This is a genomic window from Pseudomonas sp. G5001 (assembly GCF_013385475.1).
Classification (GTDB): Bacteria; Pseudomonadota; Gammaproteobacteria; order Pseudomonadales; family Pseudomonadaceae; genus Aquipseudomonas.
The window spans coordinates 68,973-94,172 of record NZ_JACAPZ010000033.1 but is presented as its reverse complement, the minus strand read 5'-3'; the positions used below and the strand labels follow the sequence as shown (position 1 = coordinate 94,172).

Genomic DNA, 25,200 nt, shown 5'->3' with positions numbered 1-25,200 from the left:
CCTGTAGTCCTTTTTCCCTGTACTGGATTTTCCCATGAGTTCTGTTGCTGTGTTCAGCAAAGCCTCGCCGTTCGATGCACTGCAGCGCTGGCTACCCAAACTGGTGCTGGCGCCGAGCATGTTCATCGTTCTGGTGGGCTTCTATGGCTACATCCTGTGGACGTTCGTGCTGTCGTTCACTAACTCGACTTTCCTGCCGACCTACAAGTTCGTAGGCCTGGCGCAATACGTGCGCTTGTTCGACAACGACCGCTGGTGGGTCGCGAGCAAGAACCTCGCGGTGTTCGGGGGCATGTTCATCGGCATCACCCTGGTGATCGGCGTGACCCTGGCGATTTTCCTCGACCAGAAAATCCGTCGCGAAGGTTTTATCCGCACCATTTACCTGTACCCGATGGCGCTTTCGATGATCGTCACCGGTACCGCCTGGAAATGGCTGCTCAACCCAGGCATGGGCCTGGACAAACTGCTGCGTGACTGGGGCTGGGAAGGCTTTCGCCTGGACTGGCTGATCGACCCGGACCGTGTGGTGTATTGCCTGGTGATCGCTGCTGTGTGGCAAGCCTCGGGCTTCATCATGGCGATGTTCCTTGCCGGCCTGCGCGGTGTTGATCAATCGATCATCCGTGCGGCGCAGATCGACGGCGCGAGCATGCCGCGCATCTACTGGAAAGTGGTGCTGCCAAGCCTGCGCCCGGTGTTCTTCAGTGCGGTAATGATCCTGGCGCACATCGCGATCAAGAGCTTCGACCTGGTGGCGGCCATGACGGCGGGTGGTCCGGGTTACTCCTCCGACCTGCCGGCGATGTTCATGTACTCCTTCACCTTCAGCCGCGGCCAGATGGGCATGGGTTCGGCCAGTGCGATTCTGATGCTCGGTGCGATTCTCGCGATCATCGTGCCTTACCTGTACTCCGAGCTGAGGACCAAGCGCAATGACTAGTCTTGCTGGCAAACCTGCCATCAGCCTGAGCCGCGTCGCGATCTACGCGGTGCTGATTCTCGCTGTCCTGCTGTACCTGGTGCCGTTGGTGGTCATGTTGCTCACCAGCTTCAAGACCCCGGAAGACATCAGCACCGGCAACCTGCTGAGCTGGCCCACCGTGATCACCGGCATCGGCTGGGTGAAAGCCTGGGCCACGGTTGACGGCTACTTCTGGAACTCGATCAAGATCACCGTTCCGGCGGTACTGATCTCCACCGCCATCGGTGCGTTGAACGGCTACGTGCTGTCGATGTGGCGCTTCCGTGGTTCGCAGTTGTTCTTCGGCCTGTTGCTGTTCGGCTGCTTCCTGCCGTTCCAGACCGTGCTGCTGCCAGCCTCGTTCACCCTCGGCAAGATGGGCCTGGCCAGTACCACCACGGGCCTGGTGTTCGTGCACATCGTCTACGGACTGGCGTTTACTACACTGTTCTTCCGTAACTACTACGTCAGCATTCCCGATGCACTGGTGAAGGCGGCTCGCCTGGATGGCGCGGGGTTCTTCACGATCTTCCGCCTGATCATCCTGCCGATGTCGACACCCATCATCATGGTGTGCCTGATCTGGCAGTTCACGCAGATCTGGAACGACTTCCTGTTCGGCGTGGTGTTCTCCAGCGGTGATTCGCAGCCCATCACGGTGGCGCTGAACAACCTGGTCAACACCAGTACCGGGGTCAAGGAATATAACGTTGATATGGCGGCGGCGATGATCGCCGGGCTGCCGACCCTGCTGGTCTATGTGGTCGCAGGCAAGTATTTCGTGCGCGGCCTGACGGCCGGCGCGGTCAAGGGGTAATCATGGCAACGCTCGAACTTCGTAACGTAAACAAGACCTACGGTACCGGTCTGCCGGACACCCTGAAGAACATCGAACTGTCGATCAAGGAAGGTGAGTTCCTGATCCTGGTCGGCCCTTCGGGTTGCGGCAAATCGACCTTGATGAATTGCATTGCCGGCCTGGAAAACATCACCGGTGGCGCGATCATGATCGGCGACCAGGACGTCAGCGGCATGAGCCCCAAGGATCGTGACATCGCCATGGTGTTCCAGTCCTACGCGCTGTACCCGACCATGAGCGTGCGCGAGAACATCGAATTCGGACTGAAGATTCGCAAGATGCCCCAGGCAGCGATCGATGAAGAAGTGGCGCGAGTGGCCAAGCTGCTGCAGATCGAGCACCTGCTCAATCGCAAGCCGGGCCAGCTCTCCGGTGGCCAGCAACAACGCGTGGCCATGGGCCGTGCACTGGCGCGTCGCCCGAAGATCTACCTGTTCGACGAACCGCTGTCCAACCTCGACGCCAAGCTGCGGGTCGAGATGCGTACCGAAATGAAACTGATGCACCAGCGTCTGAAAACCACCACCGTCTACGTCACCCACGATCAGATCGAAGCGATGACCCTGGGCGACAAAGTGGCGGTCATGAAGGACGGCATCATCCAGCAGTTCGGCACGCCGAAAGAGATCTACAACGACCCGGCCAATCTGTTCGTGGCGAGCTTCATCGGTTCGCCGCCGATGAACTTCATTCCACTGCGCCTGCAACGCAAGGACGGCCGCCTGGTGGCGCTGCTGGACAGCGGCCAGGCCCGCTGTGAATTGCCGTTGAACATGAACGATGCCGGTCTTGAAGACCGCGAAGTGATCCTGGGCCTGCGCCCGGAGCAGATCGTGCTGGCCGCCGCCGAAGCCACCGGCGCGCCGACCATTCGCGCCGAGGTGCAAGTCACCGAGCCGACCGGTCCGGACACCCTGGTGTTCGTGCAAATCAATGACACCAAGGTCTGCTGCCGCCTGGCGCCCGATGTGGCGCCGCAAGTGGGCGAGACCCTGACCTTGCAGTTCGACCCGGCCAAAGTGTTGCTGTTCGACGCCAAGACCGGCGAGCGCCTGGGCACTGCCACCTCGTTGCCGGCACAGGATCGTGCGGACAACGTTGCTCAATTCAAGGGACGCTGAAGTTTCAAATGATGTGTAGGGGCTTTTGTGAGAGTCCTGCTCTCACAAAGAAGTAAACCGCGTTAGATAAAAACAGTTAATAACAATAAAGACGAGGATGTAGGGATGAAAAAGCACCACAACAACACCCGGTTGTTCTGCCAACTGTCAGCAGCAGCAGCCCTGGTACTGTCCGCCAATGCGATGGCGGACGACGCGTTCAGCGCCGACTCCAAGTGGATGACCGGTGATTGGGGCGGCGAACGTACCAAGCTGATCGAGCAAGGTATCGACATCAAGGCGGATTACGTCGGTGAAGTCGGTGGCAACCTCAGCGGTGGCTACAACAACGACAAGACTGCCCGTTACGCTGACCAGTTCGGTCTGGGCGTGGCACTGGACCTGCAAAAACTGTGGGGCTGGGACAACACCCAGGCCAAGATCCAGTTGACCAATCGTAATGGCGCAAACATTTCCAACGACCGTATTGGTGACCCGCGTGCCGGCACCTTGAGCTCGTCTCAGGAAGTCGACGGCCGAGGCCACATGGTGCGTCTGACCCAGTTCTGGATTCAGCACCAGATGTTCGACAACAAGCTGGACGTGAAACTCGGTTACTTCGGTGAAGGCGAAGACTTCAACACCTTCCCGTGCGACTTCCAGAACCTGTCGTTCTGTGGCTCGCAGGTCGGTAACTATGTAAACACCTGGTACAACTGGCCCGTCAGCCAGGCGGCTATCCGCGTGAAGTACAACATCACGCCTGAGCTGTATGCGCAAATCGGTGCGTACAACCAGAACCCGTCGCAACTGGAGCACGGCAACGGCTTCAAGCTCAGCGGCAGCGGCACCAAGGGCACCGTATTGCCGGTTGAATTGGTCTGGTCGCCGAAGGTCAATGGCCTGCCAGGCGAATACCGTGTGGGTTACTACAAGAGCACCGCCGACGCTACCGACGTACGTGAAGACGTCAACGGTAACGATGCTGGCACCACGGGCGCAGCCTTCCGCGTTCGCAGCAGCAAAAGCGGTTACTGGGGCGTTCTGCAACAGCAACTCACCACCCACAATGGCGATGCTTCCCGCGGCTTGAACATTGCGGCCAACGTCACCTTCCACGACAAAGACACCAACCTGGTCGACAACTACCAGTCGCTGATGCTTGTGTATAAAGGTCCATTCGACGCCCGTACAAAAGATGACGTGGGTATCGGTGTATCCCGTATCCATGCCAACAGTGACGTGAAGAAAAATGCTGAGTTGCTCAACGCGGCCGGCGGTTTCACGGATTACGACCAATCGGGTTACGCACCGCTGCGCAACACCGAATACAACGTCGAACTGAACTACGGCATCCACGTCACCAACTGGCTGACCGTGCGTCCCAACCTGCAATACATCGCCAACCCAGGTGGTGTTAAGCAAGTCGACAACGCGGTGGTAGCGGGCCTGAAAATTCAGTCTACGTTCTAACGTTGTTGCGATAAGCTCCTTCTCTCTGTGCGCATTTTGCGGGTAGCCATGGCTATCCGCTTTTTTTTGTGTGGGAGCTGGCTTGCCTGCGATGCGCGCCCCGCGGTGTATCTGCCACACCGAGGCGATGCCATCGCAGGCAAGCCAGCGCCTGCAAAGATATTCAGGACCGTGGCACATGCATGAGCATCCGCTGCAACGCTTTTTCAAATCCCTGCGCGAGCGGCCGGTATTCGCCTGGGAGCGCTTTCAGATGCGCGATGTGCTGGTGATCGATCACCCGCTCTGCCAGGCGGTGTTCAGTCGCCAGGGCGCGCAATTGCTGCACTTTCAGCCCACGGGCCAGAAGCCCTGGCTGTGGTGCGCGGCCAAGTGGCCGCAGGTCGGCGCCATCCGTGGCGGCGTGCCGGTGTGTTGGCCGTGGTATGGCCGCCATCCCAGCGAAAACGCCTGGCCGTCCCATGGCTGGGCACGGCTGATCGACTGGAAATTGCTGGACAGCAGCACCGACGACGACGGCGTGCGTTTGCACTGGCAATTGCAGCTATGCGACTGGCAGGTGGACCTGCATGCACACCTGGGGGAAACCCTGGAGCTGCGCCTGGCCACCGAGCACCAGGACGAGCTGCCGTGCCAATTGAGCCATGCTTTGCACGCCTATTGGCGGATTGGCAACGTTGGTGAGATAGCGCTGTCTGGGCTCGATGGCGCGCAGGGCTACGACCAGCTGAATCGTCAGGCGTGCCAGCAGGAAGGTGAGTTGCGTGTCGATGGTGGGTGTCAGCGGGTGTTCCAGCACGACGGCGAACTGCACCTCAAGGACCATGCCTGGCAGCGCGAATTGTGCATCGACACCGGCGAGAGTGCCGACACGGTGGTGTGGCACCCGGGGAGTCGACCGTTGCTGGGGGTGAGCTTCAACGAGGCTGCGGGGTTTGTGTGTGTGGAGTCGGCGATGGCTGCTGCGAGCCTGGCGCCGGGGGAGCGGGCGCATTTGAGTTTGCAGGCGAGGGCGGGGGCTTGATCCGGATGTTCCGGTGTTGCTGATGCCGCTTTCGCGAGCAAGCCCGCTCCCACATTAGACCGAGTTCCACTTTTGGAATGCAGTCGAATGTGGGAGCGGGCTTGCTCGCGAAGAGGCCGGCACATTCACAGTAGATTCGGGCCTAGTTGAATTCATCCCCAACCGGATACCGGCTGTCGTTCAAGCTCTCTTTGATCTTGCGCAAGTGCGGCTGGAAATCCACCCCGCGACGCAAGGTCATGCCCGTCGCCAGTACATCCAGCACCGTCAACTGAATGATCCGCGAGGTCATCGGCATGTAGATGTCGGTGTCTTCCGGCAACGGAATATTCAGGCTCACCGTACTGGCCTTGGCCAGCGGCGAGTTTTCGGCGGTCACGCCCAGCACCGAGGCGCCGTTTTCCCGCGCAATACGTGCTACTTCCACCAGTTCACGGGTACGCCCGGTGTAGGAAATGATCACGAACAACTCCCCGGTGTGGGCCACCGAGGCGATCATCCGCTGCATCAGCACATCGGCGTGGGCCGTGACCGACAGGTTGAAACGGAAAAACTTGTGCAGCGCGTCCATGGCCACCGGCGCCGAAGCACCCAGGCCGAAGAAGTGGATCTGCCGAGCCTGGATCAGCAGGTCGACGGCCTTGCTGATCAGGTTCGGGTCCAGGGCCTGGCAGGCGCTGTCGAGGGACGCGATGGCACTGCCGAAGATCTTCTGGGTGTAGGCCTCCGGGTTATCATCGGCCTCCACCGCGCGGCTGACATACGCCGCGCCACTGGCCAGGCTTTGCGCCAGCTGCAATTTAAGTTCAGGGTAACCACTCACGCCGAACGAGCGGCAGAAGCGGTTCACTGTAGGTTCGCTGACCGAAGCGGCCTGGGCGAGGGCGGCGATAGAGAAGCGGGTCGCCTGCTGCGGGTTGAGCAGGATGACCTCGGCGACTTTACGTTCAGCCTTGTTCAGTTCTTCGAGGCGTTTCTGGATCTGTTCCAGTAGATTTCGCACGCGGTCCATTCATGTTTCCTTAGGGCGACGATGCAAATAAGGGTCGTCAACCAATCGACGAGCGGCCCTTTGCGGTGGCCTATCCTACTGAGGGTAGTTGAACACCACCACTCGGAATACGTTTTTCAGGAAAATGTTGTGGTTATTACTACATTTTTCCTTGAGTGATGCCTTAAAAAAAGGTATTTGTAGCTTAACTTGATAAAAGAACAAACATCATGCCTTCGATAACCGTAGAACCCTGCACCTTTGCCCTGTTTGGCGCCTTGGGTGATCTGGCGCTGCGCAAGTTATTTCCTGCCCTCTATCAACTCGATGGTGCGGGCCTGCTGCACGAAGACACGCGCATCCTGGCCCTGGCCCGTGAGGCCGGTTCCGAGCAACAGCACCTGGCCCACATCGAAAAAGAATTGCGTGGTTACGTTGGCAAGGAACTGGACGAAACCGTCGCCCAGCGTTTCCTGGCCCGCCTGACGTACCTGCATGTCGACTTCCTGAAGGCCGATGACTACGTCGCCCTGGCAGAGAACGCCGGCACTGAACAACGCCTGATTGCCTACTTCGCCACCCCGGCGGCGGTGTATGGCGCGATCTGCGAGAACCTGTCCAAGGTCGGCCTGGCGGAAAACACCCGCGTGGTCCTGGAAAAACCCATCGGTTCGGACCTGGATTCCTCGCGCAAGGTCAACGACGCCGTGGCGCAGTTCTTCCCGGAAAACCGCACCTACCGCATCGACCACTACCTGGGCAAAGAGACCGTCCAGAACCTGATCGCCCTGCGTTTTGCCAACAGCCTGTTTGAAACCCAGTGGAACCAGAACTACATCTCCCACGTGGAAATCACCGTGGCCGAGCAAGTAGGCATCGAAGGTCGCTGGGGCTATTTCGACAAGGCCGGGCAACTGCGGGACATGATCCAGAACCACCTGCTGCAGCTGCTGTGCCTGATCGCCATGGACCCGCCGGCCGACCTGTCTGCCGACAGTATTCGGGACGAGAAGGTCAAGGTGCTCAAGGCCCTGGCGCCCATCAGCCCGGACGGCCTGACCACCCAGGTGGTGCGTGGCCAATACATCGCCGGCTACAGCGCCGGCAAGCCGGTACCGGGTTACCTGGAAGAAGAGAACTCCAACACCCAGAGCGACACCGAGACCTTCGTCGCCCTGCGTGCCGATATCCGTAACTGGCGTTGGGCCGGGGTGCCGTTCTACCTGCGTACCGGCAAGCGCATGCCGCAAAAACTGTCGCAGATCGTCATCCACTTCAAGGAACCGTCCCACTACATCTTCGCCCCCGAGCAGCGCTTGCAGATCAGCAACAAACTGATCATCCGCCTGCAACCGGACGAAGGGATTTCCTTGCGCGTGATGACCAAGGAGCAGGGCCTGGATAAGGGCATGCAACTGCGCAGCGGCCCGCTGCAACTGAATTTTTCCGACACCTATCGCAGCGCACGGATTCCCGATGCCTACGAGCGGCTGTTACTTGAAGTCATGCGTGGCAACCAGAATCTGTTTGTGCGCAAAGATGAAATCGAAGCTGCGTGGAAGTGGTGTGACCAGTTGATCGCCGGGTGGAAAAAATCCGGTGATGCGCCCAAGCCGTACGCGGCGGGGTCCTGGGGGCCAATGAGCTCGATTGCACTGATCACGCGGGACGGGAGGTCTTGGTATGGCGATATCTGATTTGAAACTGCCTCAGGGCGTGACTGCCCATGAGTACCGCAATCCGGTTCTGCTGGCGGATGGCTTGGCCAATGACGTGGCCGAACAACTGCGCGCGGCCATCAGTGCCCGTGGCGAAGCGACCCTGGTGGTGTCCGGCGGCCGCAGCCCGGTGGCGTTCTTCCAGAACCTCGCCAAGCAAGGCCTGGACTGGTCCAAGGTGACCATCACCCTGGCCGACGAGCGCTGGGTGCCGGTGGAACATGCCGACAGCAATGCCGGCCTGTTGAAGAAGTATTTGCTGCAAGGCCCGGCGGCTAAGGCCAAGTTCCTGAGCCTGTACAGCGTCGCCGCCACCCTTGACGACGCTGCCGAGCAGGCTGATCGCCTGCTGGCCGAGTTGCCGACGATTGATGTGCTGGTACTGGGCATGGGCGACGACGGCCACACCGCGTCGCTGTTCCCCAATAGCCCGAACCTGGCTGAAGCGTTGAAGCCGGACGGCAGCCGTCGTTGCTGGCCGATGCTGGCGCCGACTGTGCCGCACCAGCGCCTGACCATGAGTCGCGCGCTGCTGGCCACCGCCCACTACACCATGCTGTCGATTTCCGGCAGCTCGAAATTGACCACCTTGAGCGCCGCGCTGGCCAGTGACGACGTTGCTGCCATGCCGATACGCGCGTTTTTGCAACCTACTCTAGAGATTTACTGGTGCCCATGAGCCAAGGATCAGCCGCGATGAACAGCCCTCAACCTACCGTTTCCATGGCGGACAAAGTTGCCTTGATCGACAGCCTCTGCGCCAAGGCGCGGATCCTGCCGGTGATCACCATTGCCCGCGAACAGGACATCCTGCCGCTGGCCGATGCCCTGGCAGCCGGTGGTTTGACCGCACTGGAAGTGACCCTGCGTTCGCAGTTCGGCCTCAAGGCCATCCAGGTACTGCGCGAGCAGCGTCCGGAGCTGTGCACCGGTGCCGGTACCGTGCTGGATCGTCATATGCTGGAAGCGGCCGAAGTGGCCGGTTCGCAATTTATCGTCACTCCCGGGATTACCCGTGACCTGCTGGAAGCCTCGGTACACAGCTCGATTCCGCTGTTGCCGGGCATCAGCAATGCCTCCGGGATCATGGAAGGTTATGGCCTGGGTTATCGCCGTTTCAAGCTGTTCCCGGCTGAAGTCAGCGGTGGCGTGGCGGCGATCAAGGCCCTGGGCGGCCCGTTTGGCGAAGTGAAATTCTGCCCGACTGGCGGTGTTGGGCCGGCCAACATCAAGAGCTACATGGCGTTGAAAAATGTGATGTGCGTGGGCGGTAGCTGGATGCTTGATCCGGAATGGGTCAAGAACGGCGACTGGGCACGCATCCAGGAAACCACCGCCGAGGCGCTGGCCCTGCTGGACTGATTGGATTTACCGAATCGTTGTTGCTGTGTTCTACGGCATTTTTGCGGTGCACTTGGTCGGTGTGCCGCTTTTTTTTACCTGCGGAAAATGGCCCACTCCCACTGTAGGAGCGAGCTTGCTCGCGAAAAAACCGAGAGCACCGCTGGGTGTCAGGTTTCCCGTGTCATCGTTAACGACCTTCGCGAGCAAGCTCGCTCCTACAGTGATATCGCGCTCAGTTCGGTGATGGCTTTGATCAGCGCATGAATGTCTGCCGCTGACGTCAAAAAGCCTGGTGTCACCCGAATACAACTGCCGAACGACGCCCCGCTGCGGGTTGTGGTGAAGAGGTTGTATTCCTTGAGCAGTCGGTCCGCCATCACCTGCTGATCCGGCTTGTCAGTGAACTTGAACGACGTAATCGCGCAATACAGCCGTGGGTCGTCCGGCGTCAGCACTTCAATTCCCGGCAACTGCCGCACCTCACTCACCCACAAATCCCGCAGGTAATTAAGGCGGGCGCCCTTGGCTCTGGATCCACCCAGCAAACGATGCTCTTCGAACACCAACGGCAAGGTCATCAACGCCGGGAAATTCGGCGTGCTGTATGGCGTGCGGGCACGTACATCGGTGGCCGGGTAATGAAACTCACCCATGTCCGGATCAATGTCCGCCAACCGTTGCGGGTCGATATAAATAAAGCCCAGGGTCAACGGCGCACCGATCCACTTGTGCAGGTTGAAACCGGCAAACGCGATACCCAACTGCGCCAGGTTGAACTCGATCTGCCCCAGCGCATGGGCGCCATCGAGGATCACATCAATTCCATGTTCCCTGGCAGCGCCGGCAATCGCCTCCACCGGCATCACCAGCCCGGTGCGGTGAGTCAAGTAGGTCAGTGCCAGCAGTTTCAGGCGGGGATAGCGCAGGAACGCATCGCGATACGTTTGCACCAGGCTGTCGAAACTGGCCGGGTGTTCGTGGGCAATTTCGATCACTTCTACGCCCCGATTCTGCGCCAGCCAGCGCATGGCGCCCTTGACGGTGTCGTACTCCAGGTCGCTGATCAGCACCTGGTCGCCGGGCTGCAAGCGGTTGTAGTTGCGGATCAGCGACTGCAACGCATCCGAGGCGCAGCGGGTGAGGGCGATGGCTTCAGGATCGGCGTCCATCAATTGCGCCAACTGGTTACGGATCTCGACGTTTTCGCCCTGCTCGAAACGCTGGCGCACATGGATCGAGTTGCTGCGGTTGATGAAGGCGACGTTGTCCTGATACTGCTCAAGTACCGCGCGGCTCATGCGCCCGAAGTAACCGTTTTCGAGGTTAATCGGGCCGGGCTCCAGGTCGTAGCGCTGGGCAATGGCGTGCCAGTGTTGTTCGTCGTGGGTACTGTCCATGTGCGTGCTCTATTAATGACGAGGGGCAGGCTTGCCGTGTTTGGCGCGTAGGGGTTCCAGCAGTTCGGATAAACCGTTGTGGTCGATTTCCTGCATCAGGGCCAGCAACCCGCCCAGTTCGCCGTGGGGGAAACCTTCACGGGCGAACCAGTTCAGGTAGGGGCCGGGCAAGTCGGCAATGATCCGGCCCTTGTACTTGCCGAAGGGCATTTCGCGGGTGATCAGCAGTTCAAGTTTTTCAGGGTTCATTGCGGCTTCAGGTGTTTGAGTCGATGCCTTGGAAAATACAGGCATTCTGCATGGAGGCCAAATGACAGATCATGCAAATAAAGCGGATACAGATTTTTGTGTATTGGCTAACTTATTGAAATTTAAGTAATAAATTGTTTTTCAAAAGCTGGCACGGGCGCTGCAATTACTAATACACGTTTCTTAACCCGCGAAGGAATTGAAAAATGACTGATATCAACAAAGAATCGATCTCCGTACTCAACGACCTGATCGAGACCAGCAAAGACGGCCAGGAAGGCTTCAAGACCTGCGCAGAAGACATCAAGCACCCAGAACTCAAAGCCCTGTTTGCCAAACGTTCCGTTGATTGCGGTACCGCCGCTGCCGAACTGCAGACCGCAGTAAGAGCGCTGGGTGGCGATCCGGAAGACTCCGGCAGCGTCGCCGGTGCCTTGCACCGTGGTTGGGTCGACGTGAAGTCGATGGTGACCGGTAAAGACGAAGAAGCCGTGCTGAACGAAGCCGAGCGCGGTGAAGACCACGCACTGAAGGCTTACAAAGAAGCGATCGAGAAGATCAACAAGCACAACCTGCTGGGCATTCGTGACCTGGTAGAGCGTCAGTTCCATGGCGCGCAACGCAACCACGACCAGGTGAAAGCCCTGCGTAACCAGGCTCGCGCTCAGTCTTGAGCCCCGCCTGAATAAAAAAGCCCCGCAGATGCGGGGCTTTTTCATGGGCGTTCGTTCAACCAATGCTGATGGCCGGCAGTTCGGTCAGGGTCACGGTCTGCTGCTTGCGTGGCGCGAGGATCTCGGCTTCGCCATCCACCACCAGTTCATCGCGCTGGTTGAATACGCGGGTGGCGATACGCACGCGGAATTTCGGCAGCTTCTCGAGGATTTCCAGACGCACGGTCAGGGTGTCGCCGATTTTGACCGGCTTCTGGAAGGTCATTTGCTGGCCGATGTATATCGTGCCGGGCCCAGGCAACTCGCACGCAACCGCCGCGCTGATCAGGGCGCCGCTGAACATGCCGTGGGCAATGCGCTCCTTGAACATGGTCGCCTTGGCGAATTCGGCGTCCAGATGCACCGGGTTGTGGTCGCCGGACATTGCCGCGAACAACTGGATATCGCGCTCTTCGACGGTCTTGCTGTAGCTGGCGGTCTGGCCGACTTCGAGGGCTTCGTAAGGCGTGTTGGTAACCTGGGTCATCAGTTGGTGCATCCTGTGGCTAATCAGAAATCTTAATATATTGATTTTAAACGAAAAATCATTCGCAGCGAGTAGGGCGGCGCAGCACTGCTGCCTGGGCCAGCCACGTCAGCACGTCGGCTGTGACCGCATCACGGTTGGTTTCGTTGAATAATTCGTGGCGCGCCTGTGGGTAAATGCTCAGCTCCAGGTGCTGGCAGCCGGCTTCACGCAACGCATTGGCCAGACTTTTGAGACGCTTGCCTTCACTGACCGGATCACATTCACCGCCCATTATCAGGATGGGCAGCCCCGGGTCTATCTGAGCGAGATTGGACGCTTTGCTGATTTGCTGCAAGCCGCCCAGCAGGTCGATCCACAGCTGGTTGGTGCAACGGAAGCCGCAAAGCGGGTCGCTGACGTACTTGTCGACCTCGGCCGGGTCACGGCTGAGCCAGTCGAAAGCGGTGCGATTGGGTTTGAACGCCTTGTTGAACGATCCAAATGACAGGAAATCAATCAGCGCACTGCGCCCGCGCAACCCCTGGCGCAGGCGTTCGACATGGGCAATCACCTTGGCCGCGCCGTACAGCGCCACCGGCTGGAAATTCGAGCCGCTGAGAATCGCCCCGTTAAGGCTCGCGCTGTGGTGCAGCAGGTACGCCTGGGCAATGTAGCTGCCCATGCTGTGGCCCAGCAGGATGATCGGCACCCCCGGCGCTTGCTGGCCGATATGCTGGTTGAGGCTCGCCAGGTCGCCCACCACCTTGTTCCAGCCGTCTTTCTCGGCGAACAGCCCCAGGGTGCCCTCGTCGGCGGTACGCCCGTGACCGCGCTGGTCGGGGGCGTACAGGCCGTAGCCGGCATCGCACAACGCCTGGGCCAGGCGGGCATAGCGGCCACTGTGCTCGGCCATGCCGTGGGCCAGCATGATCAGCGCCTTGGGCGGCCCGTCCGGCAGCCACTGGTTGACGTACACCCGACTGCGGTCATTCGCGGTCAGCCAGAAAGTGGTGTGGTTCATGGCGCTTCCTTTGCTCAGGGTCGTTGCAGTGTATAGCTCATTCACCGCAGGCCGCTGGATCAGCGCTGGCCTTGGCGGGGAGATTCACACAATCAATGACGCATCTTGTTGTATTTGCCTGATTGACCATAGCTGCTAACGTCCCCAAAGCTCCGCTTTCATCGCAACATCAAAAGCGGCCGGACCACTCAGGTAAGAGGACAAGAATAATGCAACCTGATTTCTGGAATGACAAACGCGCAGCCGGGGTTCCCAACGAGATCGACCTCACAGCCTATAAATCGGTGATCGAAGTCTTCGAGCGTTCCTGCAAGACCTTTGCCGATCGTCCGGCGTTCAGCAACATGGGGATCACCCTGACCTACGCCGAGCTGGATCGGCGCAGCGCCGCGTTCGCCGGTTACCTGCAGTGGCACACCGACCTCAAGCCGGGTGACCGCATTGCCGTGCAGATGCCCAACGTCCTGCATTATCCGATTGCCGTTTTCGGCGCCCTGCGCGCCGGGCTGATCGTGGTCAACACCAACCCGTTGTACACCCCGCGGGAAATGCGTCACCAATTCAAGGATGCCGGCATTCGTGCGCTGGTGTACCTGAACCTGTTTGGCTCGCGTGTTGAAGAAGTCAGCAAGGACACCGAGATCGAATACCTGATCGAAGCGAAGATGGGCGACTTCATGCCCGCCGCCAAGGGCTGGCTGATCAACACCGTGGTCGACAAGGTGAAGAAGATGGTCCCGGCCTATAACCTGCCGCAAGCCATCTCCTTCAAGCGCGCCCTGCGCATGGGCGCCGGCCAGGCACTCAACCGCCATCCGGTGACCCTCGACGACATCGCGGTGCTGCAATACACCGGCGGCACCACCGGCCTGGCCAAGGGCGCAATGCTTACCCACGGCAACCTGGTGGCCAACATGCAGCAAGTGCGGGCGTGCATGTCGCAACTGGGGGACGACGGCCATCCGCTGATCAAGGAAGGCCAGGAGGTGATGGTGGCGCCGCTGCCGCTGTACCACATCTATGCCTTCACCGCGAATTGCATGTGCATGATGGTATCGGGCAACCACAACGTACTGATCACCAATCCCCGGGACATCGGCGGCTTTATCAAGGAGCTGAAAAAGTGGCGCTTCACCGGGCTGCTGGGGCTCAACACCCTGTTCGTGGCCTTGATGGACCACCCGGACTTCAAGAGCCTGGATTTCTCCCACCTCAAGCTCACCAACTCCGGCGGCACCGCACTGGTCAAGGCCACGGCCGAGCGCTGGCAGCAACTGACCGGCTGCGCGATTGGTGAAGGCTACGGCTTGACCGAAACCTCACCGGTGGCCAGCACCAACCCCTACGGCGGCAAATCGAAGCTGGGCACCGTGGGCATTCCGGTGCCGGGCACGGCGATGAAGATCATCGACGACAACGGCGCGGAGCTGCCGCTGGGCGAGCGGGGCGAGCTGTGCATCAAGGGCCCGCAAGTGATGAAGGGCTACTGGCAGCAGCCGGTGGCGACCGCCGAGACCCTGGACGCCGAAGGCTGGCTCAAGACCGGCGATATCGCGGTGATCGACCCGGACGGCTTTGTGCGCATCGTTGATCGCAAGAAGGATCTGATCATCGTCTCGGGGTTCAACGTGTACCCCAACGAGATCGAAGACGTGGTGATGGCGCACCCGGCGGTGGCCAGTTGCGCGGTGATCGGCGTACCGGACGAGCGTACCGGCGAGGCGGTGAAGCTGTTTGTGGTGGCCCGTGCCCAGGGCGTGAGCCTTGAAGAGCTGAAGACCTACTGCAAGGCCAACTTCACCGGCTACAAGGTGCCCAAGCATATTGTGCTGCGTGAGTCGTTGCCGATGACGCCGGTGGGCAAGATCCTGCGGCGCGAATTGCGCGACATAGCCTGATTTGAAATAAGGTCAAAAAATGTGGGAGCGGGCTTGCTCGCGAAAGCGGTGTACCAGTCGACATATCCTGTGACTGACACTGCGCTTTCGCGAGCAAGCCCGCTCCCACATTTGGTTTTTATTCATTCAGTTTAAATGCGTAGAAGCCCATTCCAGAGCCCTTTCTTGGCTTATAGAATCTTTGCTCTAAAAATGACCATTAGATATTCTTGAGTCATGTTTATGACCGTAGGGGCCTCTTTTGGCTCTAGGCGGCCCTTGGCAAAGCTGCTACTCTCGGCGCGCTTTGTGACCTCTTGGCCTGCTTTTAACCGCCAGACTCACCCAAAAACAAACAAATAATAATCGCATCAAATGCGATGAATGAATTCGCGTCGCTGAGGAGTGGGCTTCCATGATCGAAGACTTTTGGAAGGATAAGTACCCCGCCGGGATTGCTGCAGAAATCAATCCAGACGAGTATCCGAATATTCAGGCGGTACTGAAGCAGTCCTGCCAACGCTTCGCCAACAAACCGGCTTTCAGCAACCTGGGCAAGACAATCACCTACGGTGAACTGTACGAACTGTCCGGCGCCTTCGCCGCTTACCTGCAACAGCATACCGACTTGCAGCCCGGTGATCGAATCGCCGTGCAACTGCCCAACGTCCTGCAATACCCGGTCGCCGTGTTCGGCGCCATCCGTGCCGGCTTGATCGTGGTCAACACCAACCCGCTGTACACCGCGCGGGAAATGGAACACCAATTCAACGACTCCGGTGCCAAGGCCCTGGTCTGCCTGGCCAACATGGCGCACCTGGCTGAAAAAGTCGTGCCCAAGACTTCCGTCCGGCACGTGATCGTCACCGAAGTCGCCGACCTGTTGCCGCCGCTCAAGCGCCTGCTGATCAACAGCGTCATCAAGTACGTGAAGAAGATGGTCCCGGCCTATCACTTGCCCAAGGCGATCAAGTTCAACGACGTATTGGCCAAGGGCCACGGCCAGCCGGTGAACGAAGTCAGCCCCGCCAGCGACGAAGTCGCCGTGCTGCAATACACCGGCGGCACCACGGGCGTGGCCAAGGGCGCGATGCTGACCCACCGCAACCTCGTCGCCAATATGCTGCAGTGCAAGGCGCTGATGGGCTCCAACCTCAATGAAGGTTGCGAGATCCTGATTACCCCGCTGCCGCTGTACCACATCTATGCCTTCACCTTTCATTGCATGGCGATGATGCTGATCGGCAACCACAACATCCTGATCAGCAACCCGCGCGACCTGTCGGCGATGGTCAAGGAACTGTCGAAGTGGAAGTTCAGCGGCTTTGTCGGCCTGAACACGCTGTTCGTTGCGCTGTGCAACAACGATGCCTTCCGCAAGCTGGATTTCTCGGCGCTGAAAGTCACCCTGTCCGGCGGCATGGCCCTGCAACTGGCGGCGGCCGAGCGCTGGAAAGCGGTCACCGGCTGCTCCATCTGCGAAGGTTACGGCATGACCGAAACCAGCCCGGTGGCCACCGTGAACCCGATCCAGAACATCCAGATCGGCACCATCGGCATTCCGGTGCCGTCGACCCTGTGCAAGGTCATCACCGATGACGGCGTCGAGCTGGCGCTGGGTGAAGTGGGCGAGTTGTGCGTCAAGGGCCCGCAAGTGATGAAGGGCTACTGGCAGCGCGAAGACGCCACCGCCGAGATCCTCGACAGCGAAGGCTGGCTGAAGACCGGTGACATCGCGATCATCCAGCCGGATGGCTACATGCGCATTGTCGACCGCAAGAAGGACATGATTCTGGTCTCCGGTTTCAACGTCTACCCCAACGAGCTGGAAGATGTGCTGGCGACCCTGCCGGGCGTGCTGCAATGCGCGGCCATTGGTGTGCCGGACGAGAAGTCCGGGGAGCACATCAAGATCTTCATCGTGGTCAAGCCGGGTGCCAGCCTGACCAAAGATCAGGTGATGGAGCACATGCGCGCCAACGTCACCGGCTACAAGGTGCCCAAGGCCGTGGAATTCCGCGATGCGCTGCCGACTACCAACGTGGGCAAGATCCTGCGCCGCGAACTGCGGGATGAAGAACTGAAAAAGCTGGGTTTGAAGAAGTAAATCGGCCCCCAACAAAAAGCCCCGCAGATGCGGGGCTTTTTATTGAACGCTGATTTTCCCGCATTGAAATGCAATCCAAATGTGGGAGCGGGCTTGCTCGCGAAAGCGGTGTGCCAGTGATATACCGGTTACTGACACACCGCATTCGCGAGCAAGCCCGCTCCCACAGGTTTAGACCGTATTCCTACAGTGCGAACTGCGCGAAGCTCACACCGGCACCGGCCGGGCGTACGTCCTTGAGGAACGAGTCCTTGTCGGCACTCAGCTCCAGGGTAATCTCCGGCTTGCGCTTGCCGGCATTGCGCACCACCAGGCCTTCCAGCTTCTCGCGCAGAAACACCGTTGGCACCTTCAGGTGCAGCAACTGGTCGCTCTCGGCGTTGTGCATCAACAAGTGGATCCACTCGTACTGGCCCACGGCAATCCGGCCCACCGGCAGGTCGAACCACCAGATGTTGCGTTTGCGGTCCAGGTCGGTGAAGTGGCAGTTGTTGACACCGAGTACGGCACCGCCCAGTTCCTGGTTTCTGCGGGCAATGGCCTGTGCTTTATTGAGTTTCATAACCTTCCTACGGGATCTGTTACCCAGCGCTTGCGCCTGGATGTGCCCGGCATTCTCGTGGGTTGGCCGCAAAACATAAAGCCAAACCTGTACGGCGCGATGAAATGCCGCTGAAAAAATAATTGAAACTCTCTGGAAAGGCCAAGGGTCAACGATTACGTAGTGACCAAAATCCTTGATTGTTCCCAGGAGAAATACCATGAGTAGCACATCGGATAAGGCAAAAGGTTTGGCGAACGAAGCCGTAGGCAACATCAAGCAAGGTGTTGGCAAAGTCACCGGCAACGACAAGTTGCGGGCTGAAGGCGTGGTTCAGGAAAAGAAAGGTGAAGTGCAAAAAGCAGTCGGCGACACCAAGGACGCAGTAAAGAAAGCGGTCAAATAGTCCCGACCTGGCTGCCTGCACTCCAGCAGCCCGACGGCCATCCACGGATGGCCGTTTTTGTGTCACCTGCAGTGATTAAAGTTTGGAAATTGTTTCAAGGTCGCCAAATAAGCTACCTTGATGTAGAAAACGGCCCCTGAGTCGCCCACGAACTCAACTTTTTGCGGCGAAAGGAGACGCTATGATTTTTCCGGTATTACAAGGCTTGCCCCTGCACAAAGTGCTGGTGCGCACTGTCACAGAGTTCCTCGATGACGAGATGCCTACGTACGCCTCGGCGCTGGCCTACCAGATGCTGTTCTCGCTGTTTCCCTTCCTGCTGTTCCTGATTGCCCTGATCGGTTTCCTGCACCTGCCGGACTTCTTCACCTGGCTGCGCATGCAATCGGAACTGGTATTGCCGCCCCAGGCCCTGGAGCAGGTCAACCCGGTGATCGACCAGTTGCAGCAATCCAAGGGTGGCCTGTTGTCGGTGGGTATCGTGATCGCGCTGTACACCGCCTCGGCGGGTGTGCGCCTGATGATGAGTGCGATGAATGCCGCCTATGACGTGGTGGAAGGCCGACCGATCTGGAAGCGCTTCCCGCTGTCGATTTTCTACACCGTAGGCTTCGCCGGCATGCTGTTGGCCGCCGCCGCCTTGATGGTGCTCGGGCCCCAGGTGATGGAATGGCTGGCGGGGCAGATCGGCATGCAGGAATTCGTGGTCACGCTGTGGACCATCCTGCGTTGGCCGCTGATCGTCATCCTGTTGATGTTCTCCGTGGCGTTGATGTACTACGTGATGCCTGACGTGAAGCAGAAGTTTCGCTTTATCACCCCGGGATCGGTCCTGGCGGTGGTGGTCTGGATCGTCGCTTCCCTGGGTTTTGGCTACTACGTCAAAACCTTTGCCGACTACAACGCCATGTATGGCAGTATCGGCGCGATCATTGTGCTGCTGTTGTACTTCTACATCTCGGCTGCCGTGCTGCTGCTGGGGGCGGAGATGAACGCGGTGATCGAACACATGTCGGCCGAAGGCAAGGATCCTGGTGAAAAGGACTTTGGCGAGCACGACGACAAACAACATGTCTCAGGCCTTGGCCGGGACCACTCACTCAAGCCCACTACCGATGAAGTCTGATCGATGATCCGTGAAATCCTGAAAATGGGCGATGAGCGCCTGCTGCGCATTGCCCCGCCGGTTCCGCCGGAAATGTTCGACAGCCCGGAGCTGTGGCAGTTGATTGATGACATGTTCCAGACCATGGAACACGTCGGTGGCGTCGGCCTGGCCGCGCCGCAGATTGGAGTGGACCTGCAACTGGTGATCTTCGGTTTCGAGAGCAGCGAACGCTACCCGGACGCGCCCGCGGTGCCCCAGACCATCCTGATCAACCCGCTGATCACGCCGCTCAGCCCGGTGCTGGAAGAAGGCTATGAAGGGTGCCTGTCGGTGCCGGGCTTGCGCGGGGCCGTGGACCGTTACCAGCAGATTCGCTACGAAGGGTTTGACCCCAAGGGCGAGCCGATTGTGCGGATTGCCGAAGGCTTTCACGCGCGGGTGGTACAGCACGAGTGCGATCATCTGATCGGCCGGCTGTACCCATCGCGGATTACCGATTTCAGCAAGTTCGGGTTTATCGAAGTGATGTTCCCGGATATGGATCCCACCGCAGACGAATAACCCTCAGGCAAAACACACCTCAAACTGTGGGAGCGGGCTTGCTCGCGAAAGCGGAGTGCCAGTCACCGAAGATATAGACTGATCCACCGCATTCGCGAGCAAGCCCGCTCCCACATTTGTTCTGCGTGCATTCAGCTTATTTTGCGGGCTTCACAAACCGCAACGTCATCCGGTCCGACTCACCAATCGCCACATACTTCGCCTTGTCCTTTTCCCCCAACGTCAACGCCGGCGGCAAGGTCCAGACCCCATCCGGGTAGTCCTTGGTATCTTTCGGGTTGGCATTCACCTCGCTCTGCCCCTCAAGCTTGAACCCCGCATCCGTCGCCAGTTTCACCACATACGCGGTGGTCAGGTAACCGCTGTGCTTGATGTCTTCCAGCGACGCCCCGTCCTTGGCCCGGTGATCCACCACCCCCAGCACGCCGCCCGGTTTCAACACCTTGAAGAACGCCTCGAACATCGCCGGCGCCGTATCCGCCATCACCCAGTTATGCACGTTGCGAAAGGTCAGCACGGTGTCGGCCGAGCCAGGCTTGCCCAGCACCGGAGCCTTGGGGTCGAACTCGGCGAAGCCGGCCTTGGAATAATGCAGCGGGTCTGCGGCGAATTTCTTTTTCAGGTTTTCTTCTGATGTACGCGCGTAGGCACTGCTGTTCGGCGCCTGCACGGCGGCGATGTAGTGGCCGTTATCCTTGAGCAGCGGCGCCAGCAGCTCGCTGTACCAGCCGCCACCGGGGGTGATTTCGATCAGGGTCTGGTCGGCCCGCAGGCCAAAGAACTCCAGGGTCTGCTGCGGGTGACGATACCCATCACGCGCGCTGTTGGCCGGCACGCGCCAACTGCCGGCGAGCACGGTTGCATACTGCTCGGCGGAAACCGGCGCTTCGGCTGCCTGGCTCAAGGCCGGGGCGAGGAGAGCTGCAAGGGATAAGACTGCAAGGGTCGCTTTCATGATCATCCTGTAATGGGCCGCTGGTGCCGCCGAGGCTAGCATGGGGCCCACAACGGCTGATCACACTTTATTGAAGGACGACCTCACCAACGGTTCTAAGCCCATGGCGATCATCGGCTTGTTGCGTTTGTAGCGCACCAGGCGCTCCGACAAGGACTGCGGCAGCAACGTGTCCTGGGTAAAACCCAGGCGTTGATAAAAGCCTTCCAGGTCCGGATGGCACAGCAGCCACACCGTGCCTTCAACGCTTGCGACCGAGGCGCGAATCAATTGCGCCGCCAGCCCCTGGCCACGCAGCGCCGGGTCGACAAACAGCCCGGTCAACCACTGCCCACCCACCACCGGCGTCAGGCACAGGCCCGCGACAACCTCGCTGCCCCTGGCCACCCACAACTGGCCACCCTTGAGGGCCTTCATCGGTGAGTTATGGCTGCGGTAGAACTTGTTCAGCAGCGGCCACAACGGCTCTGCCAGTCGGTCGATGTGCAACTCGGGCATGGTTTTCAAACACGCGAATCCAGGGGGTGCAGATTATAAGTCGGGCAAAGCGCCTTCTGTTGGGCAATCGGTGTTATACCCAGTGTTACATCCCCTGTAAGTGGAGCACGCATCATGGCCAAAGGTCTGAATTCCAAGAAAGCTGACAAGAAGAAACCGGCAAAGACCGCCGATGAAAAACGCGCCGAGAAAAAGGCCAAGAAAACCGACAGCAACCTGTTCGGTCATTAAGTTCTAAGCTAAGTACCAAACGATCTGCAAGATTTTCCCGCCCCATTGCACAGAGCAGGATGAAGCCGACTTTTTCGTCGGCCACGCCTGCCCTGAGCTGCCGATGTCCAACTACCTTGATGAAACCCAGCGCCGGGAAATCGAAGCCCTGGCCCAGACCTTTACCGCCCGCACCGAGTGGCCGACCTGGCTGCTGTTGATCGGCGTCTATGCCGGCTGGTTTGCCGTGATCCTCGCCAGCCACTGGCTTGGCCTGTGGCTGAGTACCGCACTGTTGATCCCGCTCGTGACGCTGTGGATGTCCCTGCAACATGAACTGCTGCACGGCCATCCCACGCGCTTCACTGCTTTGAACAAACTCCTCGGCTACGCACCGTTTGCCGTCTGGTACCCCTACACCCTGTACCGCAACTGCCACCTGGTGCACCACAACGACGAAGACCTGACGGTGCCCGGTGTCGACCCGGAAAGCCGCTACCTGAATCAGCGGCAGTGGGATGACAGTTCGCTGTTCGAGCGCACCTTGCATTGGCTGACCAAGACCGTCCTGGGGCGCTTCCTGTTGGGTTCGCCGCTGGCGCTGTGGAAGCTGGCGCGCAACGAGGTCAGGCGCCTGCGCAAAGGCCAGCGCCAGGCGTGGCTGATGTGGCTGAGCCATGGCACCGTGACCGTGCTGATGCTGACCTTCATCGCCCACTACAGCGTGCTGCCGGTGTGGCACTACGTGGCGCTGGTCAGCGTGCCGGCCTTGTCGGTGGCGGCGATCCGTTCCTACTATGAGCATCGCCCGCACCCACAACCGGAACAGCGCACGGTGCTTAACGAAGCCGCCTGGCCGTGGACCTGGCTGTTCCTCAACAACAACCTGCACCTGGTGCATCACGACTTGCCGAAGCTGCCGTGGTATTTGCTGCCCACCGTGTACCGCGCGCGCCGGGAACAATGGGTGGCGCGCAGCGGCGGGTTCCTGGTGCAGGGTTACGGCCAGTTGATCGGCCGTCACGGGCTCAAGGCCATCGACAGCCCACGGCACCCCTTTGCTTGAGAGACGACCATGAGTGACCGCTACGCCGAACTGCTGATGTACGTGGCGCCGCAGCAGGTGCAACAGGCCAATGAGCGCTGGCTTTCGCGCATCCTTGAGCGCCTGGGCGCGACCCGCCGCAAGGCTGATCATCTCGAGCTGCGCAGCCTGTGGCGTGCCCCGCAATTGCTGCTGACGCAAACCTGCGGCTACCCGCTGATGACCGAGCTGCGCGGGCAAGTCCAGGTGATTGGCCGCCCGCGCTACGAACTGCCCCACAGCAGCGGCGGCCAGCATTGCAGCCTGCTGCTGACCCGCGACGACAATCCCCGCGTTGCCTTGGCCGACTTCCAAGACAGCCGCGGTGTGATCAACGGCCATGACTCCAACAGCGGCATGAACCTGCTGCGCGAACGCCTGGCGCCGCTGCAGCAGGGCGGTCGGTTCTTTGCCGAAGTCGGCATCAGCGGCGCCCATCGCGAAAGCCTGCGCTGGCTGCGGGAAAACCGCGCAGACCTTGCCGCCATCGACAGCGTGACCTACGACTACCTCGCCCGTTTTGCCCCAGAGGAAGTGGCCGGGCTGAGGATCGTCACCCGCAGCGCGCCCAGCCCGACGCTGCCTTACATCAGCGCGCCGGCCTCAAGTGAACACCTGCGGGAGGTCATGAACCTGGCCTTGCAGGATCTGCCCGAAGTGGTGCAAACCCTCGGCGTACACGAAGTGCTGCCCGCCACCGAAGCGGATTACCAGGTGCTGCTGGATTACCGGCAGCAGGCTGAAGCCTTGGGTTATCCACGCCTCCAATGATCGTTCCCACGCTCCGCGTGGGAATGCATCCTGTGAAGCTCTGCGTCACGATTTCAAAGCAGACGCAGAGCGTCCAAGGCGGCATTCACACGCAGAGCGTGTGAGCGATTGGTTATATAAAAATACCTTTTAAATATTATTAAAGAATAAGCAGCCTTGCTAGGATCGCTCCACCGGAACACCGGACATAACGCGCAACCTACTCAGATGGAGCCACTATGTCCGGCGCCGACACTTCTCACAGCGATTACGTGGGCGGATTATTCCGCAGTCATTACGACTGGCTGTGCGGCCGTTTGCACCGCCATCTCGATTCCCGTGCCCACGCCGAAGACATCGCCGCCGACACCTTCGTCCAGCTCCTGAGTTCCCCGGGCGTGGCGCCGATCCGCCAGCCACGCGCCTTGCTCACCACCATTGCCCAACGCCTGATGTACCAGCTGTGGCGTCGCCGTGACCTGGAGCGCGCCTACCTCGACGCCCTCGACCAGGACGAAACCTCGCCCGCGCCATCCCCTGAGGATTTGGCGCAGATGCTCGAAGCCCTGCAGGCCATCGACCAGTTGCTCGACGGCTTGCCGGCCAAGGTCAAGGCGACCTTTCTGCTGTCGCAACTCAATGGCCTGACCTACCCGGAAATCGCGGCCGAGCTGGGCATTTCCCAACGCTCGGTCAGCGACTACATGACCCGTGCCGTCAACCGCTGCCTGCGGCTGTGCCTGGAATGAGCGACGACCTGATCGACAGCGCCACTCGCTGGGTGGTGTTGCTGCGCTCCGGCGAGGCGAGTGCCGCCGACTGGCAGCGTTACCATCAGTGGCGTGCCGCAGACCCGCGTCACGAAGCCTTGTGCCAACAACTGGAAACCCGCCTCGGTGTGTTTCAAATTCCGCAGGCCCAAGGCGTCAGCGGCAAGGTATTGCAGCAGGCACTGGACGCGCCATCCAGCCGCCGCACGGTGTTGCGCGGCGCCCTGATGGGCGCTGGCCTGATGCTGGGCGCCGGTTGGCTGGCCCGGCCGGTGGTGGAGGATTTGACCGCCGATATCCGCACCGGCACCGGCGAACGGCGCACTGTAGCGCTGGCGGATGGCAGCGAGTTACTGCTCAACGCCCGCAGTGCCGCCGACATCCAGTTCGACCCACAACACCGCGTGGTGCGCCTGCGCGATGGCGAGTTGCTGGTGAAGATTGCCAGGGACAGCAACCGACCGTTTTTCATCCAGACCGATCAAGCTCGACTGCATGCCTTGGGCAATCGCCTGTTGCTGCGCGAGCGCGAAGGGCAGGGCCATGTGGTGGCGCTCAACGGTGCCCTGGAGATCGACGGCCAGAACGGTGAACGCCTGCAACTGGAGGCCGGGCACGAGGTGACTTATGACCGCTTCGGCTTCGGCCCGGTGCTGGCCAGTTCCTCGGGGGCGACGGCGTGGATCGACGGTTTCCTGCAAGTGCGCGACCGCCCGCTGGTGGAAGTGATCGACGCACTGCGCCCGTATCACAACGGTGTGCTGCGCCTCGATCCGGCGGTGGCAGAGTTGCGGGTCAGCGGCCTGTACCGCCTCGACAATCCCGACCAGATCCTCGACACCCTGGCACGCACCCTGCCGATCCACATCACCCGCCGGACCGGGTTGTGGGTGACCGTCAGTGCCGCCTGAAAACGGTTCACCTCGGTCAATGTGGGAGCTGGCTTGCCTGCGATGCGAGCACCTCGGCCTCGCAGATGTACCGCAGCGATACCATCGCAGCCTCGCTAAA

The 25,200-nt window shown here is 59.9% G+C and carries 26 protein-coding genes and 1 pseudogene; 18 read left to right on the top strand and 9 right to left on the bottom strand.

Going from position 1 to position 25,200, the window contains the following annotated elements:
- Positions 1-34: 34 nt before the first annotated feature.
- From HX805_RS24945 to HX805_RS24925, 5 genes are all read left to right on the top strand, one after another.
- A complete protein-coding gene (locus tag HX805_RS24945; protein WP_003213011.1) occupies positions 35-943 on the top strand; it encodes a carbohydrate ABC transporter permease in 909 nt (302 codons plus the stop codon).
- The gene (locus tag HX805_RS24940; protein WP_003213012.1) at positions 936-1,781 is read left to right on the top strand and encodes a carbohydrate ABC transporter permease; all 846 of its coding nucleotides are present in this window, start codon (positions 936-938) and stop codon (positions 1,779-1,781) included. Before HX805_RS24945 ends, HX805_RS24940 begins: the two co-directional genes overlap by 8 nt.
- Positions 1,782-1,783: 2 nt before the next feature.
- A complete protein-coding gene (locus HX805_RS24935) occupies positions 1,784-2,944 on the top strand; it encodes an ABC transporter ATP-binding protein (RefSeq protein ID WP_003213014.1) in 1,161 nt (386 codons plus the stop codon).
- Positions 2,945-3,049: 105 nt separating this feature from the next.
- Positions 3,050-4,396 carry a carbohydrate porin gene (locus HX805_RS24930; RefSeq protein ID WP_177027645.1) on the top strand — a complete coding sequence of 449 codons (1,347 nt, stop codon included), beginning with the start codon at positions 3,050-3,052 and terminating at the stop codon, positions 4,394-4,396.
- 178 nt (positions 4,397-4,574) lie between these two features.
- Positions 4,575-5,420 carry a D-hexose-6-phosphate mutarotase gene (locus tag HX805_RS24925; RefSeq protein ID WP_003213018.1) on the top strand — a complete coding sequence of 282 codons (846 nt, stop codon included), beginning with the start codon at positions 4,575-4,577 and terminating at the stop codon, positions 5,418-5,420.
- Between the two features lie 142 nt (positions 5,421-5,562).
- Here HX805_RS24925 and HX805_RS24920 read toward each other — a convergent pair whose 3' ends face one another.
- Entirely contained in the window at positions 5,563-6,423 is an 861-nt protein-coding gene (locus HX805_RS24920; protein WP_173406104.1) for a MurR/RpiR family transcriptional regulator, read from the bottom strand.
- Positions 6,424-6,641: 218 nt separating this feature from the next.
- Between HX805_RS24920 and zwf the strand changes: the two genes are divergently transcribed.
- From zwf to HX805_RS24905, 3 genes are read left to right on the top strand one after another with little or no spacing between them, the layout of a single operon-like run.
- On the top strand, positions 6,642-8,108 hold the full coding sequence (gene zwf / locus HX805_RS24915; protein ID WP_003213023.1) for a glucose-6-phosphate dehydrogenase: 1,467 nt from the start codon (positions 6,642-6,644) through the stop codon (positions 8,106-8,108).
- A complete protein-coding gene (pgl, locus tag HX805_RS24910; protein WP_177081086.1) occupies positions 8,095-8,808 on the top strand; it encodes a 6-phosphogluconolactonase in 714 nt (237 codons plus the stop codon). The genes zwf and pgl overlap by 14 nt, the downstream gene beginning before the upstream one ends.
- 17 nt (positions 8,809-8,825) lie before the next feature.
- Positions 8,826-9,491, top strand: a complete 666-nt coding sequence (locus HX805_RS24905; protein WP_003213027.1) for a bifunctional 4-hydroxy-2-oxoglutarate aldolase/2-dehydro-3-deoxy-phosphogluconate aldolase — start codon at positions 8,826-8,828, stop codon at positions 9,489-9,491.
- A gap of 99 nt (positions 9,492-9,590) precedes the next feature.
- On the opposite strand, the pseudogene HX805_RS32465 reads toward HX805_RS24905, so the two are convergent.
- The 3 genes and pseudogenes from HX805_RS32465 to HX805_RS24895 all read right to left on the bottom strand — a co-directional run.
- Positions 9,591-9,698 (bottom strand): annotated as a pseudogene (locus tag HX805_RS32465) (outer membrane lipoprotein carrier protein LolA); the annotation flags it as partial.
- The gene (locus HX805_RS24900) at positions 9,689-10,870 is read right to left on the bottom strand and encodes an aminotransferase class V-fold PLP-dependent enzyme (protein ID WP_177117369.1); all 1,182 of its coding nucleotides are present in this window, start codon (positions 10,868-10,870) and stop codon (positions 9,689-9,691) included. The gene HX805_RS24900 and the pseudogene HX805_RS32465, both read right to left, overlap by 10 nt.
- A 12-nt stretch (positions 10,871-10,882) precedes the next feature.
- Positions 10,883-11,119, bottom strand: a complete 237-nt coding sequence (locus HX805_RS24895) for a DUF3820 family protein (protein WP_003213031.1) — start codon at positions 11,117-11,119, stop codon at positions 10,883-10,885.
- 206 nt (positions 11,120-11,325) lie between these two features.
- On the opposite strand from HX805_RS24895, the gene HX805_RS24890 reads away from it, so the two are divergent.
- Complete coding sequence (locus tag HX805_RS24890) at positions 11,326-11,793, top strand: PA2169 family four-helix-bundle protein (RefSeq protein ID WP_003213033.1); 468 nt, start codon at positions 11,326-11,328, stop codon at positions 11,791-11,793.
- Positions 11,794-11,848: 55 nt separating this feature from the next.
- Here HX805_RS24890 and HX805_RS24885 read toward each other — a convergent pair whose 3' ends face one another.
- The gene (locus HX805_RS24885) at positions 11,849-12,319 is read right to left on the bottom strand and encodes a MaoC family dehydratase (RefSeq protein ID WP_003213034.1); all 471 of its coding nucleotides are present in this window, start codon (positions 12,317-12,319) and stop codon (positions 11,849-11,851) included.
- Between the two features lie 58 nt (positions 12,320-12,377).
- Positions 12,378-13,322 (bottom strand): alpha/beta hydrolase, encoded by a 945-nt coding sequence (locus tag HX805_RS24880; RefSeq protein WP_003213037.1) that lies wholly within the window; start codon positions 13,320-13,322, stop codon positions 12,378-12,380.
- Between the two features lie 209 nt (positions 13,323-13,531).
- On the opposite strand from HX805_RS24880, the gene fadD2 reads away from it, so the two are divergent.
- Positions 13,532-15,220: a long-chain-fatty-acid--CoA ligase FadD2 gene (gene fadD2, locus HX805_RS24875; RefSeq protein ID WP_003213039.1), complete on the top strand. Its 1,689-nt coding sequence runs from the start codon at positions 13,532-13,534 to the stop codon at positions 15,218-15,220.
- A 394-nt stretch (positions 15,221-15,614) separates the two neighbouring features.
- Entirely contained in the window at positions 15,615-17,306 is a 1,692-nt protein-coding gene (gene fadD1 / locus HX805_RS24870; protein ID WP_003213041.1) for a long-chain-fatty-acid--CoA ligase FadD1, read from the top strand.
- A 184-nt stretch (positions 17,307-17,490) separates the two neighbouring features.
- On the opposite strand, the gene HX805_RS24865 is transcribed toward fadD1, so the two are convergent.
- On the bottom strand, positions 17,491-17,868 hold the full coding sequence (locus tag HX805_RS24865) for a hypothetical protein (RefSeq protein WP_003213043.1): 378 nt from the start codon (positions 17,866-17,868) through the stop codon (positions 17,491-17,493).
- A 199-nt stretch (positions 17,869-18,067) separates the two neighbouring features.
- On the opposite strand from HX805_RS24865, the gene HX805_RS24860 reads away from it, so the two are divergent.
- The 3 genes from HX805_RS24860 to def all read left to right on the top strand — a co-directional run bounded on the left by HX805_RS24860 (position 18,068) and on the right by def (position 19,922).
- Positions 18,068-18,253: a CsbD family protein gene (locus HX805_RS24860; RefSeq protein WP_003213044.1), complete on the top strand. Its 186-nt coding sequence runs from the start codon at positions 18,068-18,070 to the stop codon at positions 18,251-18,253.
- A 181-nt stretch (positions 18,254-18,434) separates the two neighbouring features.
- Complete coding sequence (locus HX805_RS24855; RefSeq protein ID WP_177008473.1) at positions 18,435-19,379, top strand: YihY/virulence factor BrkB family protein; 945 nt, start codon at positions 18,435-18,437, stop codon at positions 19,377-19,379.
- Between the two features lie 3 nt (positions 19,380-19,382).
- On the top strand, positions 19,383-19,922 hold the full coding sequence (def, locus tag HX805_RS24850; protein ID WP_003213049.1) for a peptide deformylase: 540 nt from the start codon (positions 19,383-19,385) through the stop codon (positions 19,920-19,922).
- Between the two features lie 136 nt (positions 19,923-20,058).
- On the opposite strand, the gene HX805_RS24845 is transcribed toward def, so the two are convergent.
- A complete protein-coding gene (locus HX805_RS24845; RefSeq protein WP_177117368.1) occupies positions 20,059-20,877 on the bottom strand; it encodes a class I SAM-dependent methyltransferase in 819 nt (272 codons plus the stop codon).
- 60 nt (positions 20,878-20,937) lie between these two features.
- Complete coding sequence (locus tag HX805_RS24840; RefSeq protein WP_177081099.1) at positions 20,938-21,375, bottom strand: GNAT family N-acetyltransferase; 438 nt, start codon at positions 21,373-21,375, stop codon at positions 20,938-20,940.
- Positions 21,376-21,709: 334 nt separating this feature from the next.
- Between HX805_RS24840 and HX805_RS24835 the strand changes: the two genes are divergently transcribed.
- The 4 genes from HX805_RS24835 to HX805_RS24820 all read left to right on the top strand — a co-directional run bounded on the left by HX805_RS24835 (position 21,710) and on the right by HX805_RS24820 (position 25,100).
- On the top strand, positions 21,710-22,651 hold the full coding sequence (locus HX805_RS24835; protein ID WP_008431594.1) for a fatty acid desaturase: 942 nt from the start codon (positions 21,710-21,712) through the stop codon (positions 22,649-22,651).
- 9 nt (positions 22,652-22,660) lie between these two features.
- A complete protein-coding gene (locus tag HX805_RS24830) occupies positions 22,661-23,440 on the top strand; it encodes a phosphate/phosphite/phosphonate ABC transporter substrate-binding protein (RefSeq protein ID WP_177081083.1) in 780 nt (259 codons plus the stop codon).
- Between the two features lie 218 nt (positions 23,441-23,658).
- On the top strand, positions 23,659-24,168 hold the full coding sequence (locus HX805_RS24825; RefSeq protein WP_003213062.1) for a sigma-70 family RNA polymerase sigma factor: 510 nt from the start codon (positions 23,659-23,661) through the stop codon (positions 24,166-24,168).
- The gene (locus tag HX805_RS24820; RefSeq protein ID WP_177081082.1) at positions 24,165-25,100 is read left to right on the top strand and encodes a FecR domain-containing protein; all 936 of its coding nucleotides are present in this window, start codon (positions 24,165-24,167) and stop codon (positions 25,098-25,100) included. The genes HX805_RS24825 and HX805_RS24820 overlap by 4 nt, the downstream gene beginning before the upstream one ends.
- Positions 25,101-25,200 lie beyond the last annotated feature (100 nt).

Coding starts and splice junctions, on each gene's coding strand:
- HX805_RS24945 (WP_003213011.1), top strand. CDS start 35: ATGAGTTCTGTTGCTGTGTTCAGCAAAGCCTCGCCGTTCGATGCACTG.
- HX805_RS24940 (WP_003213012.1), top strand. CDS start 936: ATGACTAGTCTTGCTGGCAAACCTGCCATCAGCCTGAGCCGCGTCGCG.
- HX805_RS24935 (WP_003213014.1), top strand. CDS start 1,784: ATGGCAACGCTCGAACTTCGTAACGTAAACAAGACCTACGGTACCGGT.
- HX805_RS24930 (WP_177027645.1), top strand. CDS start 3,050: ATGAAAAAGCACCACAACAACACCCGGTTGTTCTGCCAACTGTCAGCA.
- HX805_RS24925 (WP_003213018.1), top strand. CDS start 4,575: ATGCATGAGCATCCGCTGCAACGCTTTTTCAAATCCCTGCGCGAGCGG.
- zwf (WP_003213023.1), top strand. CDS start 6,642: ATGCCTTCGATAACCGTAGAACCCTGCACCTTTGCCCTGTTTGGCGCC.
- pgl (WP_177081086.1), top strand. CDS start 8,095: ATGGCGATATCTGATTTGAAACTGCCTCAGGGCGTGACTGCCCATGAG.
- HX805_RS24905 (WP_003213027.1), top strand. CDS start 8,826: ATGAACAGCCCTCAACCTACCGTTTCCATGGCGGACAAAGTTGCCTTG.
- HX805_RS24900 (WP_177117369.1), bottom strand. CDS start 10,870: ATGGACAGTACCCACGACGAACAACACTGGCACGCCATTGCCCAGCGC.
- HX805_RS24895 (WP_003213031.1), bottom strand. CDS start 11,119: ATGAACCCTGAAAAACTTGAACTGCTGATCACCCGCGAAATGCCCTTC.
- HX805_RS24890 (WP_003213033.1), top strand. CDS start 11,326: ATGACTGATATCAACAAAGAATCGATCTCCGTACTCAACGACCTGATC.
- HX805_RS24885 (WP_003213034.1), bottom strand. CDS start 12,319: ATGACCCAGGTTACCAACACGCCTTACGAAGCCCTCGAAGTCGGCCAG.
- HX805_RS24880 (WP_003213037.1), bottom strand. CDS start 13,322: ATGAACCACACCACTTTCTGGCTGACCGCGAATGACCGCAGTCGGGTG.
- fadD2 (WP_003213039.1), top strand. CDS start 13,532: ATGCAACCTGATTTCTGGAATGACAAACGCGCAGCCGGGGTTCCCAAC.
- fadD1 (WP_003213041.1), top strand. CDS start 15,615: ATGATCGAAGACTTTTGGAAGGATAAGTACCCCGCCGGGATTGCTGCA.
- HX805_RS24865 (WP_003213043.1), bottom strand. CDS start 17,868: ATGAAACTCAATAAAGCACAGGCCATTGCCCGCAGAAACCAGGAACTG.
- HX805_RS24860 (WP_003213044.1), top strand. CDS start 18,068: ATGAGTAGCACATCGGATAAGGCAAAAGGTTTGGCGAACGAAGCCGTA.
- HX805_RS24855 (WP_177008473.1), top strand. CDS start 18,435: ATGATTTTTCCGGTATTACAAGGCTTGCCCCTGCACAAAGTGCTGGTG.
- def (WP_003213049.1), top strand. CDS start 19,383: ATGATCCGTGAAATCCTGAAAATGGGCGATGAGCGCCTGCTGCGCATT.
- HX805_RS24845 (WP_177117368.1), bottom strand. CDS start 20,877: ATGAAAGCGACCCTTGCAGTCTTATCCCTTGCAGCTCTCCTCGCCCCG.
- HX805_RS24840 (WP_177081099.1), bottom strand. CDS start 21,375: ATGCCCGAGTTGCACATCGACCGACTGGCAGAGCCGTTGTGGCCGCTG.
- HX805_RS24835 (WP_008431594.1), top strand. CDS start 21,710: ATGTCCAACTACCTTGATGAAACCCAGCGCCGGGAAATCGAAGCCCTG.
- HX805_RS24830 (WP_177081083.1), top strand. CDS start 22,661: ATGAGTGACCGCTACGCCGAACTGCTGATGTACGTGGCGCCGCAGCAG.
- HX805_RS24825 (WP_003213062.1), top strand. CDS start 23,659: ATGTCCGGCGCCGACACTTCTCACAGCGATTACGTGGGCGGATTATTC.
- HX805_RS24820 (WP_177081082.1), top strand. CDS start 24,165: ATGAGCGACGACCTGATCGACAGCGCCACTCGCTGGGTGGTGTTGCTG.